Annotated in this window: 16 protein-coding genes; 3 read left to right on the forward strand and 13 right to left on the reverse strand. The window is 62.9% G+C overall.

The features are described from left to right. Nucleotides 1-112 precede the first annotated feature (112 nt). Genes LB524_RS28240 through LB524_RS28250 form a run of 3 tightly spaced genes read left to right on the forward strand, consistent with a single transcriptional unit; the run spans nt 113 to nt 3,167 of the window. A complete protein-coding gene (locus tag LB524_RS28240; protein ID WP_140793578.1) occupies nt 113-1,405 on the forward strand; it encodes an ABC transporter substrate-binding protein in 1,293 nt (430 codons plus the stop codon). Then, nucleotides 1,405-2,295 (forward strand): carbohydrate ABC transporter permease, encoded by an 891-nt coding sequence (locus LB524_RS28245; RefSeq protein ID WP_224531648.1) that lies wholly within the window; start codon nt 1,405-1,407, stop codon nt 2,293-2,295. The genes LB524_RS28240 and LB524_RS28245 overlap by 1 nt, the downstream gene beginning before the upstream one ends. Beyond that, a complete protein-coding gene (locus LB524_RS28250; protein WP_015316337.1) occupies nt 2,292-3,167 on the forward strand; it encodes a carbohydrate ABC transporter permease in 876 nt (291 codons plus the stop codon). The genes LB524_RS28245 and LB524_RS28250 overlap by 4 nt, the downstream gene beginning before the upstream one ends. A 1,007-nt stretch (nt 3,168-4,174) precedes the next feature. Here LB524_RS28250 and LB524_RS28255 read toward each other — a convergent pair. The 13 genes from LB524_RS28255 to LB524_RS28315 form a co-directional block, all read right to left on the reverse strand. Next, nucleotides 4,175-5,011 (reverse strand): SMP-30/gluconolactonase/LRE family protein, encoded by an 837-nt coding sequence (locus LB524_RS28255; RefSeq protein ID WP_140793795.1) that lies wholly within the window; start codon nt 5,009-5,011, stop codon nt 4,175-4,177. 7 nt (nt 5,012-5,018) lie between these two features. Beyond that, on the reverse strand, nt 5,019-6,806 hold the full coding sequence (locus tag LB524_RS28260) for a CoA-transferase (protein WP_224531650.1): 1,788 nt from the start codon (nt 6,804-6,806) through the stop codon (nt 5,019-5,021). After that, complete coding sequence (locus tag LB524_RS28265; RefSeq protein WP_140793799.1) at nt 6,803-7,819, reverse strand: hypothetical protein; 1,017 nt, start codon at nt 7,817-7,819, stop codon at nt 6,803-6,805. The genes LB524_RS28260 and LB524_RS28265 overlap by 4 nt, the downstream gene beginning before the upstream one ends. Beyond that, complete coding sequence (locus tag LB524_RS28270; protein WP_140793801.1) at nt 7,816-8,604, reverse strand: enoyl-CoA hydratase/isomerase family protein; 789 nt, start codon at nt 8,602-8,604, stop codon at nt 7,816-7,818. Before LB524_RS28270 ends, LB524_RS28265 begins: the two co-directional genes overlap by 4 nt. Nucleotides 8,605-8,606: 2 nt before the next feature. Beyond that, nucleotides 8,607-9,812, reverse strand: coding sequence for a CaiB/BaiF CoA transferase family protein (locus tag LB524_RS28275; protein ID WP_140793803.1), 1,206 nt, complete (start codon nt 9,810-9,812; stop codon nt 8,607-8,609). A 19-nt stretch (nt 9,813-9,831) separates the two neighbouring features. Beyond that, complete coding sequence (locus LB524_RS28280) at nt 9,832-10,617, reverse strand: SDR family NAD(P)-dependent oxidoreductase (protein WP_224531652.1); 786 nt, start codon at nt 10,615-10,617, stop codon at nt 9,832-9,834. A 1-nt stretch (nt 10,618) separates the two neighbouring features. Beyond that, on the reverse strand, nt 10,619-11,614 hold the full coding sequence (locus LB524_RS28285) for an ABC transporter permease (protein WP_140793807.1): 996 nt from the start codon (nt 11,612-11,614) through the stop codon (nt 10,619-10,621). 49 nt (nt 11,615-11,663) lie between these two features. Then, a complete protein-coding gene (locus LB524_RS28290) occupies nt 11,664-13,196 on the reverse strand; it encodes a sugar ABC transporter ATP-binding protein (protein ID WP_140793809.1) in 1,533 nt (510 codons plus the stop codon). Continuing rightward, nucleotides 13,186-14,169: an ABC transporter permease gene (locus tag LB524_RS28295; protein ID WP_140793811.1), complete on the reverse strand. Its 984-nt coding sequence runs from the start codon at nt 14,167-14,169 to the stop codon at nt 13,186-13,188. Before LB524_RS28295 ends, LB524_RS28290 begins: the two co-directional genes overlap by 11 nt. Before the next feature lie 115 nt (nt 14,170-14,284). Continuing rightward, nucleotides 14,285-15,313, reverse strand: a complete 1,029-nt coding sequence (locus LB524_RS28300; protein ID WP_224531655.1) for a sugar ABC transporter substrate-binding protein — start codon at nt 15,311-15,313, stop codon at nt 14,285-14,287. A gap of 27 nt (nt 15,314-15,340) precedes the next feature. Next, nucleotides 15,341-16,192 carry an IclR family transcriptional regulator gene (locus LB524_RS28305; RefSeq protein WP_140793815.1) on the reverse strand — a complete coding sequence of 284 codons (852 nt, stop codon included), beginning with the start codon at nt 16,190-16,192 and terminating at the stop codon, nt 15,341-15,343. Beyond that, nucleotides 16,192-17,334 carry an ABC transporter substrate-binding protein gene (locus tag LB524_RS28310; protein ID WP_140793817.1) on the reverse strand — a complete coding sequence of 381 codons (1,143 nt, stop codon included), beginning with the start codon at nt 17,332-17,334 and terminating at the stop codon, nt 16,192-16,194. Before LB524_RS28310 ends, LB524_RS28305 begins: the two co-directional genes overlap by 1 nt. Before the next feature lie 115 nt (nt 17,335-17,449). Continuing rightward, nucleotides 17,450-17,578, reverse strand: a 129-nt coding sequence (locus LB524_RS28315; protein ID WP_181171475.1) for a mannonate dehydratase, incomplete at its 5' end; no start/stop codon positions are given.

Consider the following 17,578-nt stretch of genomic DNA (forward strand, 5'->3'; position numbering starts at 1 on the left):
CAAATAAAATGCGGCAATCCGGCTTGCCGCTTTTTCACCAGCAAGCCCTTGCGCCGTCACCTTAACTTGTCATAACGTCATCGTGATCGGTGGGCCCTGAGGGAGGATGAGGATGTCGTTTGCCTGGACTTCGAAACTGGCACTTGTCGCGAGCCTGACCATGCTGTCCGCGACTGCCTGGGCGCAGTCGGTCAACATCTCCTACCTAACGCATTGGTCGCCAGAGACGGTCGCCTTGCTGGAGGCAGCCGCCAAGGATTATGCGAAGGCAAATCCTGACGTCAACGTCAGCGTGCGCGCCGTTCCGTTCGGCGATTTGTTGACCACGCTGCGCTCGCAGGGCGGCGGCGCGGATGGTCCAACGATCGGCGGCATTTACGATCTGTGGCTGCCCGAACTCGCGCGCGACAAGCTTGTCGCGCCTGCTCCCGATGCGGTGGCCAGCGAGGTTAAGGCCTCATGGCCGGCGGGCATTGCCAGTGCGGCATCGGTCGGCGGCAAGCTCTATGGCATCCCCAACGAGATCGACGTCTACGCGCTGAATTACAACAAGGCGCTGTTTAAGCAGGCCGGCATCGCGGCAGCACCCAAGACATGGGACCAGCTCAAGGATGCGGCCAAGAAGCTGACCAACAAGGATGCCGGCCAGCAAGGGTTCGGCATGATCAATTCCTGGGCGGCCGGCGTCGTCCATCCCTTCGCCTCGCTGCTGGTCTCCAATGGCGGCGAACTGGTCAAGGATGGGAAGCCGGTGCTGGACAGCCCGCAAGCCGCCGAGACTTTTCAGCTCTACGAGGACTTGATCAAGTCCGGCGTCAGCGTGCCGGCGATGGCCACGGCCGACGCCAACACCACCGGCCCCTTCCTGGATAATTTCGTCTCCGGCAAGACCGGCATGATCATCATGGCCAATTGGTGGGAGAGCGCGCTGAAGACCGGCATGGGCGACAAGTTCGCTGACATTGCCACCGCGCCGATCCCCGTGGGCCCGAGCGGCGACAAGCCGCATTCGATCTCCTATTCCTGGATGACCGTTGTCAACGCCAATGCAGATGCTGTCGAGCAGAAGGCGGCGTGGGACTTTCTCGCCTGGTTGAACAATCCGAAGTCCGGCAAGGACGGCGCCTCGGCGATGTCCGGCATCTTGATGTCCATGGGCATTCTGCCCTCGCGCACCTCCGACATCGAGGCGCACAAGGACAAGCTCGGCTCGGAGTTCCTCTCCGGGTATGTCAACGTGCTCGCCGACGCAAAACCCTTCCCGGTAGTGCCGGGCGGCCAGGAATTCTCAGAATCCCTGCAGCAGACACTCGAGGCGTTGCAGTATGGCCAGGTCTCGGCCAAGGATGCGCAGACGACGGCGCAGGTCGACGCCACCTCTATCCTGGAGCGCGCCGCCAAATAATGATTCAGAGGTACCGTGCCTCGGCGGGCATCATGCTGGCGCCCGCCGTGACGCTGATCGGCATCTTCATCCTGTTGCCGATGCTGCTCACCGCCTGGCTGTCATGCCAGGACTGGTCGACGCAGACGCCGTTTTCCAGCGCCAGCTTCATCGGCCTCGACAATTTCCGTGAGATATTCGGGCCGACCTCGGTCGGACGCGATTTCAAGGGCGCGCTGGTCAACACCTCGATCTACACCGTTCTCTCCGTCGTCCTTATCCTACCGCTGTCGGTGGCCTTCGGCCTGATGGTCTACCAGCATGACGTGCCCGGCGGCGCGGCGCTGCGGACGGTGCTGTTTTCCACCTACATGGTCCCGATGATCGCGGTCGCGCTGGTCTGGTCGAAGCTCTATTCGCCGAGCGAAGGACCGCTCAACCAGATGCTCGGCCTGATCGGCATCGGCCCGCAGCCGTGGCTTTCGTCGCCACGCTCGGCGCTGGTCTCGATCGTCTTCCTCAACGTCTGGCAACAGGTCGGCTATTTCACCGTGCTGGCCATTGCCGGGCTGACGCAGATTCCCGGCAGCCTCTACGAAGCGGCAAAGCTCGACGGCGCCAACCGGTACGAACAGTTTCGCTTCATCACACTGCCGCTGATGCGACGCACACTTCTGTTCAGCGCAGTCATCGCCATCATCAATGCGGTGCAAGTGTTCGAGCCTGTGGCGCTGATCACGCAAGGAGGGCCGGTGGGCTCGACAAATGTCTTGACCTACCACATCCGCCGCGTCGGCATCGAGCGCGCGCAGGGAGGGCTGGGCTCGGCCATGGCCGTCATGCTGATGCTGTCGCTGATCGTCGTGGTGTGCGCGCTGTTTGCTCTTGCCAACCGGAAGGACGACGAATGAGCCCGATTGGGTTTTCGGGATCATCGAGCCGATTGTCGCGAAAGCGCCCGACCGGCGGCAACGCACTGCTGGCGACGCTGATGCTGCTGGTCGCCGTGGCGTCGGCCTTCCCGCTGGTGTGGATGGTGTTGTCGAGCCTAAAGACGCCGGCCGAGAGCATGCAGGTGCCACCGGTGTGGATACCCCATACGCCGAGCCTGGACGCCTATGAGAAGGTCTCTGGCGTGGTCAATGTCGGCCGCTCGATGTGGAACTCTCTGGTCATCGCCTCGATCACCACCGTCGGCATCCTCGTCACCAGCATGATGGCCGGCTATGCTTTCGCAAAATACCACTTCCCTGGCCGCTCGCTTTTGTTTTCGGTGCTGATCGCCACCATGTTCCTGCCGCCGATCGTGACGTTGATCCCGCTCTACCGCCTGGTCGGCTCGATCGGCCTAAATGCCAGCCTGGCCGGCATCATCGTGCCCAACCTCGCCAATGCGTTCGGCATCTTCCTGATGCGCCAGTTCATATCAGGCGTGCCCGACGAGTTGATCGACGCCGCGCGCATGGACGGCGCCTCGGAGCTGCTGATCCTCTACAAGATCGTCGCGCCCAGTGTCGCCCCGGCGATCGCTGCGCTCGCTTTGTTCGCCTTCGTCTATCACTGGAACAGTTATCTGTGGCCACTGACCGTGCTGCAGGGCAATGCCGACGCCTACCCGATCGTCATCAGCCTCAGCCGACTACTCAGCTACAACAGAGGCGCGGTCAACACTGGGCTGGTGATGGCTGGCGCGACGCTCGCCGTGCTGCCGCCGCTCATTCTGTTCGTCTTTCTGCAGCGCTTCTTCGTCGATTCCATCGTCGGCTCCGCCATCAAGGGGTAGCTGCGCTCAACAAGCCAAGCCGACATAGTTCTTGGCCAGCGTGGAGGCGGCGCGCAAGAGCACGAGGTAGTCGAGCTCGGCCTGCTTTTGTTGTGTCCGGATTTGCAGGGCAATTGTCGCCCAGCGACTAAGCCATACGCCGGAGCCGTGTGATCTGGTCGTCCAGCGTTCGGTAACCTGCAATGAGACCGGTGGTCCATATCGCCAGATCGCCCAGCGCAGGACTGGTCTGCGCTGCTATGAGATTCCTGTGTGCGGCTTCGCCACGCAGGCCCGCGAGCGAAACGACCCAGTGATTTGATGGTCGGGTCGAAACCGTTGATGTCGACCCCGATGAGGGCCATCAGGTTGAATGGGTAATTGAAGGACATCCCGGGGTTCTTGGTAATCTGGTTCAGATAGATTTTATTGGTCGCGGGGACGTGAGTTGATCGATGTCACTGTGGAGATAGCCGAAAGCCTTGGTTCCTCGCATTGCCGACCAATTCTCGATTCTACGGCCTACCGGCGTGTCGACAGAGCCGATGTATTGGACACCCTCTCTGGGCCAATAGGGATCAAGTTCCGCCGCACTGGTGACGAGGGCTAGTTTGCCTGAAACAGGACAGATAAATCAGGCAGCGGCGGTGCCTTTCGTTGTTCCAGACACTGATTGATGGTTTTGAGCACAGCTAAGGAGCTTTTCTCCAGATCCATCGAATCGATGGGCCGCCAGGACATCAAGCTTGGTAACGGATCTACAGTGGGAGGGATCTCAACCCGGTTCCGATGAGCATCGCTCGAATGCCCAGCACTCTCGCGGCAAGCAGCGCAGTTGGCGCGTGGTCTGCAATAAGAATATCCGGCTGGAAAAGCGACAAGGCTGTGATCCAAGATCGCAACAGGCCGTTCCATTCCTCGCCAACGGCATAGCTCGAATTCAGCAGAATGTCCGCGTAGCTAATAGTCGGCGACATTTCCCTAGGCTTGCCTGGTGAGATCGCGACTGCATGCGTTCGAGCCTCCTTTTATCGACCGGCCAAGGTCAAATCGATCTCAGTAATGTGCCAGCGGCCGAGATTGGCGGTGTAGAGTTTGTTACCCTTAAATGCGATGTTGGTGGGGTGCGCGAGCGTCGTCGCGGCGGAATCCTCGATCAGTATCTCGAGTCCCCGGTCCTTGCGCCAGCAGTAGATCCGGCTGGGCTCATAGCACGAAATGAACAGTGAGCCATCCGGAGCGAAGGCTAGACCATCCGGAACGTTGTGCACACCTTCGATGACGACCTTGCGGGGACCAGCCGCACCGTCGGCAAGGATTGGCACGTAGCTGACGCGCGACGCATCGCTTTCCACCACATAGAGCCCGCTTCCCTCTGGCGCCATGGCCATGCCATTGGCGAAGGACATCGGCTCCTGGCACCACAAACGACCCTCGCCCGTCTTGAGATCGTAGCGAAAAATGCCGGAACGATTGTCTTCGCCAACGCTATCCGACACGTAAAGCCAGCCTCTCGCCTCGTCCACGATGGGATAATTCGGCACGCGGATGCCGGACGACGCGAAGCGCTCGATGTGGCCCGTCGCGGCATCCCAGCGAAAAATCGCGGCGTGCCTGAGATCGCAGACAAAGCAGTTGCCGGCGCTGTCGAAGGCAATGCCGAGCAGAAAGCCATCCGTGCCACCCATGCGCTCGACCGAAGCGCCATCGGGGGCCAACCGTAAGAGGTCGCCGGTCTCGGTGCCGCACCAGATCGAGCCATCCGGGTTGATTGCCACGCCTTCGGGATGCGCGACGCGCGGGCTGGTGAAGATGCCGTCGAAGAAGACACGCGCGGCGGACATATCGAGCAACGGCTTTGCCATGGGGTCCTCAGCTTTCGATGAGTGATCTCTGAGCGGCGATGCAGCGTTCGACCATGACGTGGTCGGCATCAACAATCTCGGCGATCAGCGCGCCGCGCTCCTTGGCGCTGACGAATTCCAGGCGACCCAGACCGAGCGGGTCGATGCGGCTTCGCAGGATTGCGAGCGTATCATCGGAAGGCAGTGGGACCTCTCCGCAATCGGGGTCAAAAGTCACGGCAAAGCCGGTGGCATCACGAACCTGCTGCTGTGTGACGCCTGGCATGAGCTCGATGACGATCAATTCCCTGGATATCTGGTCGAGCCGGAAGACGCAGAGGTCGGTGAAGACCAGCGCCTTGCCGGTGCGATAGCCCATCGGCTCGCGCTCGGCCGACGTCAGCAGCCCACGGGCGGAGCTCGCGATCTCGACCCCATCCACCAGTGACTGGGCCGAATGACGTGGGAGATAGAGCAAATAGTCGCGATGCATGTTGGCGACGTCGGCCATGCCGCCCTGTCCTGGCAACCGGAGCAGGCCGCCGCTCGGCTTGCGCAGCGCGACGGTGTTGAGGCGCCCGCGGCGGTCGACCTGGGCCGCGCCGACAATCTCGTGCGTCACCGCACCGGCCTGATAGTAGGTCGAGTAGGTGTCGTCGCCGCCGGCGTGCGCCACCGCCGTCTGGCAATCCAGACTTTCGATCAGCGACAGGATCATTGGGCTCGGCGCGATGTCGAGATGGCCGCAGCTCATTGTCGCGATGATCATGTCGGGCGCATGCGTTGCCTTGGCCAGCCGGTAGGCGACGTTGGCGAGCGGCGAAACCGCGCCGGCGCTGGCAAAGCTCTCATTGTCGAGTTCCGCCGCGATGCGGACGGCAATGGTCTCCTCGACAGATATATCCTTCTCGCTGCGTGCGAGGGCGGGCATCGCAAGGACCGTTTCAGCGCGGACCTTCGCAGCTGCTTGAAGCGGGCCCGGCACGCCTTCGGGCGGCGTGCGCAGATTGTCCGCCAAGGGCGTCTCGCGGGCCGCGAATGCATCCGACAACGCCCGATAGTCCGTGACGTAGAATGGCAGGCACGAGGCCGGGTAGGCGCCGCCTGCCGCCGGCGCTATAGCCGAAATCTGGTTGCGGGTCAGGATGCTCTGGCGCCCGTCCTGCCGAAGCGCCCCGACCGGTACGATCTCCTCGACCGTGACCAGCACGTTGCGCGCCGCACCCACCATGGCGAAGTCCAATGCGCGTGGCCCGATGATCTGGACATTGCCGCTTTCATCGGCGCGCTGCGCATGGACAATGAACGTATCAAGCCGCAATGGCGGGATGTATCCCGCAGCTCTGCCGGCGATCGGATCGGATGCGGCGCTCGCGCCCGGAACGCGCGCCAGCATGTCGGAACCATCCGGAAGCTGGAACGGCATGGACGGCAGATTCTGCTGCGCCGCCCGCAAGGCCTGGATCATGGCCAGTGCGGTCCAGTCGCGGACCGGTATTGCACCGCTCTCGGCAGCAGCGCGAAATCGCGGCGGCAGGCCAAAAATGTCGAGGCTGGAAAAGCAGAGGTCGATTTCCGCCACCGCACCCGCCTCGAGCAGCAGCTCGAGCGACAAGCCGCCGGCCCAGCAAACATAATGCAAGTCCTTGATGCCGGAGCTGGCTATCGCACGCAGCAATGCGATCGGCAGCCGCGCGAAATGATGGCCACCAACGCCCAGCGAGTCACCTTGGCTGACCATCGCGGCCAGTCCCGCCACATCGGTGAAGCGAGGCCGGTTCGGCTTGACCAGGGACGTTGCGGCACGGTTCGTCACAGCGCGGATGCCTCGATACGATAACGGGTTACGAACGGTTTTTCGGGCGAGAATTCCAGGGCCGTCGCGATGCCGGATCTGGAGATGGGATTGTCGGCCTTCGCGGTCGCCGGGCCGAGCCCGAAGGGCGAGCAGATCGGCTCGATGCCAATAGCGAGATGGCGTGCGTTCCAGGGTGCAGCCTTGCGGCCGCGATTGGAATACCAGAGTAGGAGGCTCGGAAAATGCTCCTGCTGCCACCGGAGCCTTACCCGATAGCCGTCCGTGTGATTGACGAGCGCCACCGTTGCGTCGAGACCCTCGATCTGCAGCAATTCCTCGGTATCGACCGCCAAGGGCAAGCGTGAGGCGTCAGCCACGCCGCCGGCGCGCGCCGGCACGCTGGTCAGGTCGGTAAAGGACCTGTCCCGGGCAAACAGCTCCGCACCGGGCTCGACATCATGCGGATAGGTATGGCCGTGATCGAAGCAGCCGAGTTCCAGTGCCGCGGCGCCGATCTCTGTAGGCAGCCGGAACACCGGATGCAGGCCGATCGGCAAGCGACAGGCGTGGCGGACTAAGATCTTGAATTCGATGTCGACGGCCGGCGCCGACGGGTCGGGCCGCACCGTCCGTTCAACCCGCTCGATCGGGCTTCCCCCGGGATAGGCCAGCATCAGCGACAGTGACCCGCTTTCGGCATCGCGCCAGGTCCAGTCATGGTTGGAGCTGTGGCCATGGACTTCCTCATCCGGCTCCGGCGGCCCCATCACGCGTGACCAGTTCTCGGGCCATCCCTCGGCAGGCACCGAATATCCGAAGGGCACGCAGGGCCATTCGCCGCGCAGCTTGCGCAGAATGCCAGGCAGCGCCTCAGTCTCCGCCTCGTTCGACCAGGGGGCGACGTGCATGGGGGACACCTGCCGGCCATCGGCCAGCAAGAATGTGACGGGGGCAAGCATCGCGCCGAGCCGCTGGACGGTCAGCGCGCCATGCGCCCAGTCCAGTCTGCGATAACCGTCGTTGCCCTTCACGGCCCGGCCTTCTTCACCTTCGCCGTGCTCCTGCCGGCGAATTCCTTGACGCGCCGCTGGCCGATCTCGCTGCGGTAGAGGTCACCCAGCCTGTCGCGTTCCATGGCAAAGCCATCGGCCAGATCGCCCGACACGGCATGCGCCGTCAGCACCTTCAACCCTTCGATCGCGGCAGCAGGCTCGTCGGCGATCGCCTCTGCGAGTTCCAACGCGCGCGGCATCAGCCTGTCGACATCGACAATCTCGTTGACCAGGCCGGCATTGACGAATTCCGAGGCCGGCACGATGGCGCCGGTCATCAGCAGAAAATTGGCGCGGTTGCGGCCGAGCTTCGCGACGCTGCGTTGCGTGCCGCCGCCGCCGGGGATCAGCCCGAGCTTGATCTCCGGCAGGCCGAGTTTCGCATACTGGTTGGCGATGACGATATCGCAGCACAGCACCAGTTCCATGCCGCCGCCCAGCGCAAAGCCATTGACCGCCGCGATCACCGGTTTGCGGTTGTTCTCAATGGCCGCATACATGCGCGTCCCGGCCGTCTGGAACAGGTCGAACTCGGGGCTGGTCTGTGCAGCATATTCCTTGATGTCGGCGCCGGCCATGAAGCCGCGCCCTTCACCGGTCACCACGATCGCACCGACGCCGTCGTCGCGCGACAGCGCCTCGAAGGTCTCGGTGATCTCGCCTTGCATCAGCCTGTTCATGGCGTTGAGCTGATCGGCGCGGCGGAAAGTGACGATCGCGACGCGGCCCGAGGTTGCGACCGAGAGTGTCTGATAAGTGCCCATCGTCAGGCCGCGTCCACGGTCATGTCGCCGGATGCCTCCAGCGCCGCGATCTCATCCTTCGAGAGGCCGAACTCCGCCAGGATCTCTCGGCCGTGCTGGCCGACCAGCGGCGCCGGCCGCTCAATGGTCGCGGGCGTCTCGCTCATCTTGACCGCGGGCGCGACCACCCGCACCTTGCCGCCACGCGGGTGATCGTAGCTGGTGATCATGCCCATATGCGTGACCTGCGGATCTTCGGCCGCACGGCGGATATCCTTCACCTCCGCACACCAGATGTCGGCTGCCAGCAGCCGTGCCAGCAGGTCCTCGGTGCCGAATTTCTTCGTCTCGGCATTGACCTTCTCGAACACCTCGTCACGCCTGTCGAACAACGTCTTGAGATCGTCGTAGGCCGCAAGCTGAGGCGCTTCCAGCACCTCGTAGAGCGTCTTGAACGGGCTCATGGCGATCGACACGTAGCCGCCGTCCATGGTCTCGTAGATGCCGAACGGCGCCTGCATGCCGGGATGGCCGATGCCGGAATTCGGCCGCACGAAATCCTCGCCCAGGTTGAGCACGGCGACGTATTCCTGATTGAGATGCGCCAGCAGGCCGGCGAGAAGGTTGACTTCGATCTTCTGGCCCTTGCCAGTCTTCTCGCGATAATAGAGCGCAGAGAGGATGCCGTAGACCATGTTCATGGCGCCGATCTGGTCGGCGAGGCCGGCGCCGGCCGGAACCGGGGCCTGGTCGCCGCGGCCGGTGTTGGCAATTAGCCCGGCGAGCCCCTGGATCAGCATGTCTTGGCCGGGGCGCTCGACATAGGGACCTTCCTCGCCATAGCCAGACCCGGAGCAGTAGATGATGCGCGGATTGACGGCCTTGAAGGCTTCATAGCCATAGCCGAGCTTGGCCAGCACGCCGGGGCGGAAATTCTGCACCACAACGTCGGCGCTTTTGGCCATCTCCATGATGATGGCGTGCACCTTGCGGCTCTTCAGGTTGAGCGCGATCGAACGCTTGTTGCGGTTCCAGGCGAGGAAGTTCGGGCTCTCGGAGCCGCCCACCCATTTGGCGAAGAAGGTCATGCCCCGGAACATGTCGCCGGCGCCGGCCCGCTCGATCTTAATGACATCAGCGCCCATGTCGCCGAGCAGCTGCGTGGCGAACGGCCCCTGCAGCAGATGGCTGAAATCGAGGATTCGGACGCCTTCGAGGGCTTTGTTCATTTCTGTCTCGTTTCGCGTTTCAAAGCAGTTCGGGAACGTAGCGCGGGGCAGCGGTCAGGCCGCCGTCGACGCGCAGGTCGGTACCGGTGGTGAAGCCGGCAGCATCGGAAGCGAGATAGACCGCGGCCTCCGCCACCTCTGAAGGCTCGCCGATGCGACCGAGCGGATGCATCTTGACCCAGGCCTTGGCGAGGTTGCCGCCGATCTCCTTGACCAGCTTGTCGTTCATCGGTGTGTTGATGGTGCCCGGCGAGATCGAATTGACGCGGATGTTCGCCGGCCCGAACTCGACCGCCATCTGGCGCGTCATCGCCATCACCGCGCCCTTGGCGCCGGCGTAAGCGGTCCAGCCGTCGAGACCGATGTGCCCCTGCGCGGAGGCCATGTTGATGATCGAGCCCGATTTCTGCGCGATCATGTGCGGCAGCGCGTATTTGCAGCCGCGAAACACACTCGTCAGGTTGACCGCGATCAGCCGATGCCATTGCTCGTCGGTCATCTCGTGCACCGGCATGCCACCGATGGCGATGGCGGCGTTGTTGACGAGGATGTCGAGGCCCCCGGTCTTGTTCACGGCGCTGTCGATGAGGCCTGAAATATCCGCCTCCTGCGAGACATCGCAGTGCACATAGTCGGCCTGGTGGCCGGCCGCGCGCAGGGCCGCCCCGAAATCCTCGCCCGCCTTGTCGGCGATATCGCCCAGGAAGACATGCGCCCCTTCGCGTGCCATTGCCTGCGCAATCGCATGGCCGATGCCGTCCGCGGCACCGGTGATGACGGCGGTTTTCCCTTCAAGACGAGCCATGTCAGCCTCCGTTCGCGCGCCGCCGTTTCGCCTCGTCCAAGGCGACCGCCGCAATGATGATCATGCCGGTGATGACCAGCTGCCATTCGGTCGGCAGGCCAAGCCCGCGCAGGCCGTTGGACAGGAACTGCAGGAGCAGCACGCCGAGCGCCATGCCGGTCAGGCTGCCGATGCCGCCGGCAAGACTGACCCCGCCAAGCACCGTGGCGGCGACGACCTGGAACTCGAAATTGAGCCCTGCCGTGTGCTGCGCCGAGCCGACACGGGCGGCCAGGATGATGCCGGCGACCGTCGCCAGCAGTGCGCTGATGATGAAGCAGATGAACTTGACGCGCCGCACATCGTAGCCCGCCAGCCGCGCCACTTCCTGATTGCCGCCGACGGCATAGATCTGCCGCCCGAACGGCCGGTGCTGCATCATGTAGGCAAAGGCAGCGAGCAGGACGATGGCGATGATCGCCGAATAGGGCAGGACGTTGAATAGGCGGCCGTCCGACAGCGCGATGAAGCTGTCGAGGCTAGCATCGTCCGGGATCGCGCGCTGGCCGGTGTAGAGATAGACGCCACCGCGCATTATGAACATCGTGCCGAGCGTCACGATTAGCGAATTGATGCCGGCATAGGCGGTGAGATAGCCATTCACCACGCCGATGATCAGTCCGAACAGCAGCGCGCCGCCGATGCCGAGCAGCAGCGAGTTGGTGTCGTTCATGATCATGATCAGCGGCAGGGCGATGGTGGCCAGCAGCGAGCCGATCGATATGTCGACCTCGCCTGAGATGAAGACGACAGCGCAACCGATGCCGGCGATGAGCGGCAGCGACGCCTGGCCAAGCACGTTGGTCAGGTTGCGCACGGAAAAGAAATTCTCAACCGTGACGGAGAAGAACGCCAGCACCAGGATGAGGCAGACGAGCAGCGCCACCTCCTGCCGGGCAAGGAGCCGTGCCAGCGTGGACGGCTGGGTTTTTGCGGAAACCGTGCTTGCAAGGCTCATCGCTTGCTCCCTTCGAAGAGGCGGACCAGATCACCAGATGTCATCGTTCCTAACCGATCGCCGCATTGAGGATTTTCTCCTGCGTGGCTTCCTCACGCGACATGATCACGGTCAGGCGGCCCTCGCACATCACCGCGATACGGTCGGCGAGACCGAGCAGTTCCGGCATCTCCGATGTCATCATGACGACCGCCAGGCCTTCTCCGGCGAGCCGGTCGATCAGCGCGAAAATCTCCGACTTGGCGCCGACATCGATGCCGCGTGTCGGCTCGTCGACAACGATGACCTTGAGGCCTCGCATCAGCCAGCGCGCGATCAGCACTTTCTGCTGATTACCGCCCGACAGGTTCTTCACCTGCTGGAACAGGCTGGGGGTCTTGACGCGGAAGCGGTCGACATAATCCTGCACCGCGCGGTGCTCCTTCGCCCTATCGACGAACCCCATGCGGGCGAAGGCGCCGAGCGAGGCGAGGCTGGCATTCTGGTAGACAGGCAGTTCGCCCATCAGGCCTTCGCTCTTGCGGTCCTCGGTGAGCAGGCCGATGCCGAGCTTGACGCCGGTGCGCGTGTCGTGCGGCGCGAGCCGGCTGCCGTCGACGGTGATCGTGCCCGAAGTGATCGGATCATAGCCGACGATGGACTTGGCCAGTTCGGTGCGGCCCGCGCCCATCAATCCGAAAAAGCCGAGCACCTCGCCGGCTCGTGCCTCGAAGGAGACGTCGTTCAGCTTCTTCGCCGTGCTGAGCTTCTCTACCGACAAGGCAACCTTGCTGCCGGCCGCGCCCCGCTGGCGGGGAAACAGATTGTCGATGCGGCGGCCAATCATGTCCTGGATCAGCGTGTCGTTGGTGTGCTCGCCGACCGGCTTGGTCGAGATGTGGCGCCCGTCGCGCAGCACCGTCACCGTGTCCGCGATCTCAAAGACTTCGTCGAGCTTGTGGCTGACATAAACCACCGCGATGCCGAGCGCGGCCAGCCGTCGGATGACAGTGAACAGCAGCGAAACCTCGTTCGGCGTGAGCGAGGATGTCGGCTCGTCCATCACAACGACGCGGGCTTCATGGGCGAGCGCGCGGGCAATTTCGACCATCTGCTGCTGGCTGACCGGCAGCGATCCGGTGCGCGCCGCCGGATCGACGTTGAAGCCGATACGATTAAACAGGGCGGCTGAATCGGCGCGAATCTTCTTCCAGTCGATCGAGCCAGTCCTGCCGGTCGGATAGCCTTCCAGGAAGATGTTCTCGGCAACAGTGAATTCGGAAATCAGCGCGATCTCCTGGAACACGACCTTGATGCCTTCCTTCAGGCTGTCGCGCGGCGACTTGATGTCAACCTCGCGCCCGCGCATGCGGAGGGTACCGGCATCCTTGCCGTAGACGCCGGCCATGATCTTGATCAGCGTCGACTTGCCGGCGCCGTTCTCGCCCATCAGGGCATGGATCTTGCCGGGTTCAAGGGTGAAGTCGACGCTATCCAGCGCCACCACGCCCGGGAAGCGCTTATCGATCCCGCGCAGTTCCAGCGCCGGCACATCAGTGTCGATGACCGCACCTTCGCCGGGGTGAATAAAATCAACGGACATTGGCTCTGTTCCGGATAATGTCGAGATAGGTTGCCAGGATGATCACGACACCCGGCACCACCATCTGCAGGTCCTGGTTCCAGCCGAGGATGATGATGCCGTTGTCGATCACCTTCAGCACCAGCACGCCGAGCAAGGTGCCGAATAGCGAGCCACGGCCGCCGAGCAGGCTGGTGCCGCCGAGGATGACGGCTGCGATGACCGTCAGTTCGAAGCCACGGCCGGCGGTCGGCTGGCCGGCGTTCATTAGCGACGACAGGATCATGCCGGCAATGCCGACGCACAGGCCGGTGACGACGAAGGCAAACAGCTTGAGGCGCTCAGAGCGCAGGCCCGACAGGCGCACCGCCTTCTCATTGGCGCCGACGGCGTAAAGATAGCGGCCAAGCGTGGTGAGGCGCAACATTATATAGGCGACCACGAATACCAGCGCCGCCAGAATCACCGGGACCGGCACAGCGCCGACATAGCCGGCGCCAAGATCGGTGAAGCTTGCCAACTGGTTGTGGTTCTGCACCGCCTCGCGCGTGAACAGGTAGACGCCGCCCTGCAGCATCATCATCGTGCCGATGGTGGCGATCAACGAATTGACCCTGAGCCGCGTGACGACGAGGCCGTTGAACAGGCCGACGCCACCGGCAAAGGCAAGTGCCGCCAGCATGCCGAGTGCAAGGCTGTGGGTGGAATTGAGCACTGCCATGCCGATACAGCCGACGAAGGCGAGCGACGCGCCGACCGACAGGTCGACCTCGGCGGTGATGATCAGCATGGTCATGCCGGCGGCGACGATCAGCACCAGCGCGCATTGACGCAGGATGGCGATGATGTTGGCCTCCGAATAGAATTGTGGTGCCGCGACCGAGATGGCGATGCACAGCACCGCCAAGATGACGCCCAGCACAAGCTGACTGCTGCCCAGAAGCTGGCCGCCGAAAAAGCGCCTCGGCGCGGAGGCGTGTATAAGCTCGCTCATCTCAGTCCATTCCCGGCCGATTGTCTCAGGCGTCGAACCTGCGCCTGCCTTTGGCCGTCAACAGCTCTTGACCATGCGCCCTTCCCGCGATGCGGGAAGGGCAATGTCGGCCGGCTTATTTCTTCAGGTCAGCCGAGGTCTTCATGCACTTTGCCGGCGGCTGCAGCGCATTGACGGCATCCCATTTGATGGTGCGGGTCTTCCCGTCATAGTCGTAGAACTTCTTCCAGTCCTCGCCCTTCATCGGTGCGGTCGGGCTGACGATGTGCTCCGGTACTTCCTCTTTGTTGAAGAGCTTGACCGCGGCATCGATAGCGGTAAAGCCTTCCTTCTCCGGGAACATCGCGGCTTCGATGCGGTAGGACGGCTCGTTCTGCATGGCGTTGATGAAGGCAAGGCCTTCGCCGCCGGTGCCGACGGTCAATAGGCCATCCTGCGACTTGCCGGCGGCTTTCCAAGCCTGCAGGCCGCCGAGCGACGACGAGTCGTTGATGCCGTAGATGATGTTGATGTCGGCGTTCTTGGCGAGGGCCGCCGATGACACTTCAAGCGCGCGGTCGGGGTTGCCGCCGCCGTCGAGGTCGTGGACCATGACGGCGGCGGGGATGATGGTCTTCAGCCCGTCCATGAAGCCATGTGAGCGCAGCACCGTGGCGGAAAGCAGCGGCAGGCCGACATTCATCACCTTGGCGACGCCGCCGAGCTTTTCCTTCGCATATTTGCCGGCTTCGACGCCGGAGAAATAGCCGGTGTCGTAGTCGCAGATGGCAACCATCGTGGTCATGCCCTTGACCGGGTTGCCCTCGAGCACCACGGGGATGTTGGCAGCTTTGGCTTGACGCAGCAGCGGCACCACACCTTCTTCATTCACCGGGGTGATGATCAGCACGTCAACGCCCTTGGCGATGAAGTCCTCGGCCGCGGCGACCTGCTTGGATATGTCAAGATTGGCGTCCTGTACCTCGACCTCGATGCCGAGGTCCTTGCCGTGAGCCTTCATGCCCTTGATGACGTTCTGATACCACTCATGGGTGGCGTAGTTGGTGACGTAGCCGATGCGCTTGGGCATGTTCTCGGCATGCGCAGCCGCGCCCATCGCCAGAGCGGCGGCGGATGCGAACAGGATTGACTTGGACCAGTGCATTTTCTTCTCCCAGGTTTATCGCTTTTGCTAATCGCTGAACGGGTAGTCCCGCCGTTCCGGGTCGGCACGTAACGAAGAGATAGATTCGCCCCAGCCGAGCGCCGCCGATATCTTTTCGGCGGCGGCCCTGGTGCGTTCGAAGACGGTTTCGCGATCGAAGCGCGCCGCCTTCTGCGGCAGCAGCGGCACGGTAAGCGCGGCGATGACGGCACCGGTGTGATCTCGCACCGGCATCGAGATGTTGGTGCAGGCTTCGACAGCCAACGAGGTACGCATCTCGTAGCCTAGCCTTGCCACCTCGTTCAGCCGCGCTTCGATTTCGGCCCTGCTGCCCTGCCCTTCGCCGGCCGCCACGATGCCCTCGACGATGCGGTCGCGCTCGGCCCGGTTGGAATGGGCGAGCAGCACCGCGCCGGAACTTGTCTCCAGGATTGGAAAATGCGACCCCAGCGCAACCGAGTAGCGCATCGGCAGCGGGGAATCGATCTGCAGCACCACCAGCGCGTTCTGGCCTTCGCGCACTACGAGGTGACAGCTCTGGTCGGCATTGGCGGTCAATTCGCGCATCACCGGCAGCGCGCATTCGACCAGCCGGTTTACCGGCGGATGCATGTGCGCCAGTTCGAACAGTTTCAGCGACAGCCGGAAGCGATCCGACTGCGTGCGAAAGATGTAGCCGCGCTTCTCCAGGAGAAGCAGGATGCGGTAGATTTCGTGGATGGAGCGGCCAAGGCCGGCCGCGATCTCGGTCTGGGTCAGCGTCTCGGCGCTGGCGGCCATGAACTCCAAAACGTCGAGTGCCTTATCCACTGCCGGCACGCGATAGCCGCTACGGCCGTTTTCGCCTTCTTCGAAGGTTTCGGCAACACTGGCGGCCATCACGCGATGCTCCGTTCCGGTTGCCTAGTTTCGCGGTAGAGGCGATTGACGTGATCAGAAAGTTCGGCCGCCGACAACGCGCCGGAAATGGCAGCGGCCGCATGCGGTGCGCATTCGCGGAAGAAGGCGATGAAGCCAGGATGAGTCGGACGCAAATAGGAGGAGCTGATCGTCCGCAGCGTCGAGCTGAAGAAATCACCGGAAAGATCGTTGACCCCAGCATCTTTCCAGGCCGCCAGCGATCCCGGCTGGCCGCCCGACTTGACATAGTCGCCTCGCTGGTATTCGGGCGAGCATAGGAACAGCGCGTAGTCGATTGCCGCCTGCTTATGCTTCGACTGGGCGCTGACGCCAATGCCGGCACCGCCGAGCAAGGCGCCAGCCGAGCGCGGGGTCGGCACGTCGGCGAAGCGCAGATAGGGCCGATCTGTTTTCGAGGCGTAGTTCACATAGCCGAATGCGAACGGCACATAGACAACGTCGTCATGCGCGATCATGTGGTCATAGCAGCGGATCGGGTTCCACTTGGAGGAGTTGGGGTGCGACAGAGCCGCCAGTTCGCGCAATTGCTCGATGGCCTTTTCGGCCGTTTCCCTGGCGATGAATTCCTCGCCGTCCTCCTGTGGATGGCCGAGCGTCAAAAGCATGCACATGGCGTCTGTCGGCACGAAGGGCAGGCCGAGCCACTTGCCGTCCTTGCGCGCATGTTGGCCAAGTTCGACCACCTTGTCATGCGTGCGCGGCGGCGGCCCGTAGCGCTCCATTAGATCCGGGCGATAGGAAGCAACCTGGCAGGCAGCATCGATCGGCAACGCCCATTGGCGTCCGCTCCTTGCGTAGGACCGCCAGGACGCACCGACTGAATCGCGTTCGAAGAAACGCATCTGCTCCGCCGACAGGTGCACATCGAAGGGCACCATCAGCCCATCCTGCGCGATGTCGCCGATGAAGGGGTGGTCGAACACGACCAGATCGTAAGTGTCGAGCACTGGGCCGAGCGCCCCTTCGCCGAATTCATAGAGGCTACGGCGGTCCCATTCGATTTCCAATCCGGGATTGCCGGCGCAATAGAGCGCGACGCTAGCGTCGAGCGGACCCCAGCAACGTCGATGATCCCACGCAAGACCGCGCAGTCTTGTCATTCAGGCAATTCCTCCCTGGAGCCGGGCATGCGCGCCGGCCCGTCGACTAGTAACAGGTATTTTTACATAGACAAGTTACTTTTACATATGCAAACAACTGTCAGCCTCTCTTGCTTCAGGCCAGCCCGAACCGCTCCACCGCACGCATGATGCCGCGCAGCTCCGCGAGGCCTTTCAGCCGGCCGATGAGCGAATAGCCGGGGTTGATCTTCTTCTTGCCGATGTCGTCGGCAAGCAGATGGCC

The sequence above is a fragment of the Mesorhizobium sp. ESP6-5 genome, assembly GCF_020164695.1.
Taxonomy (GTDB): Bacteria; Pseudomonadota; Alphaproteobacteria; order Rhizobiales; family Rhizobiaceae; genus Mesorhizobium; species Mesorhizobium australicum.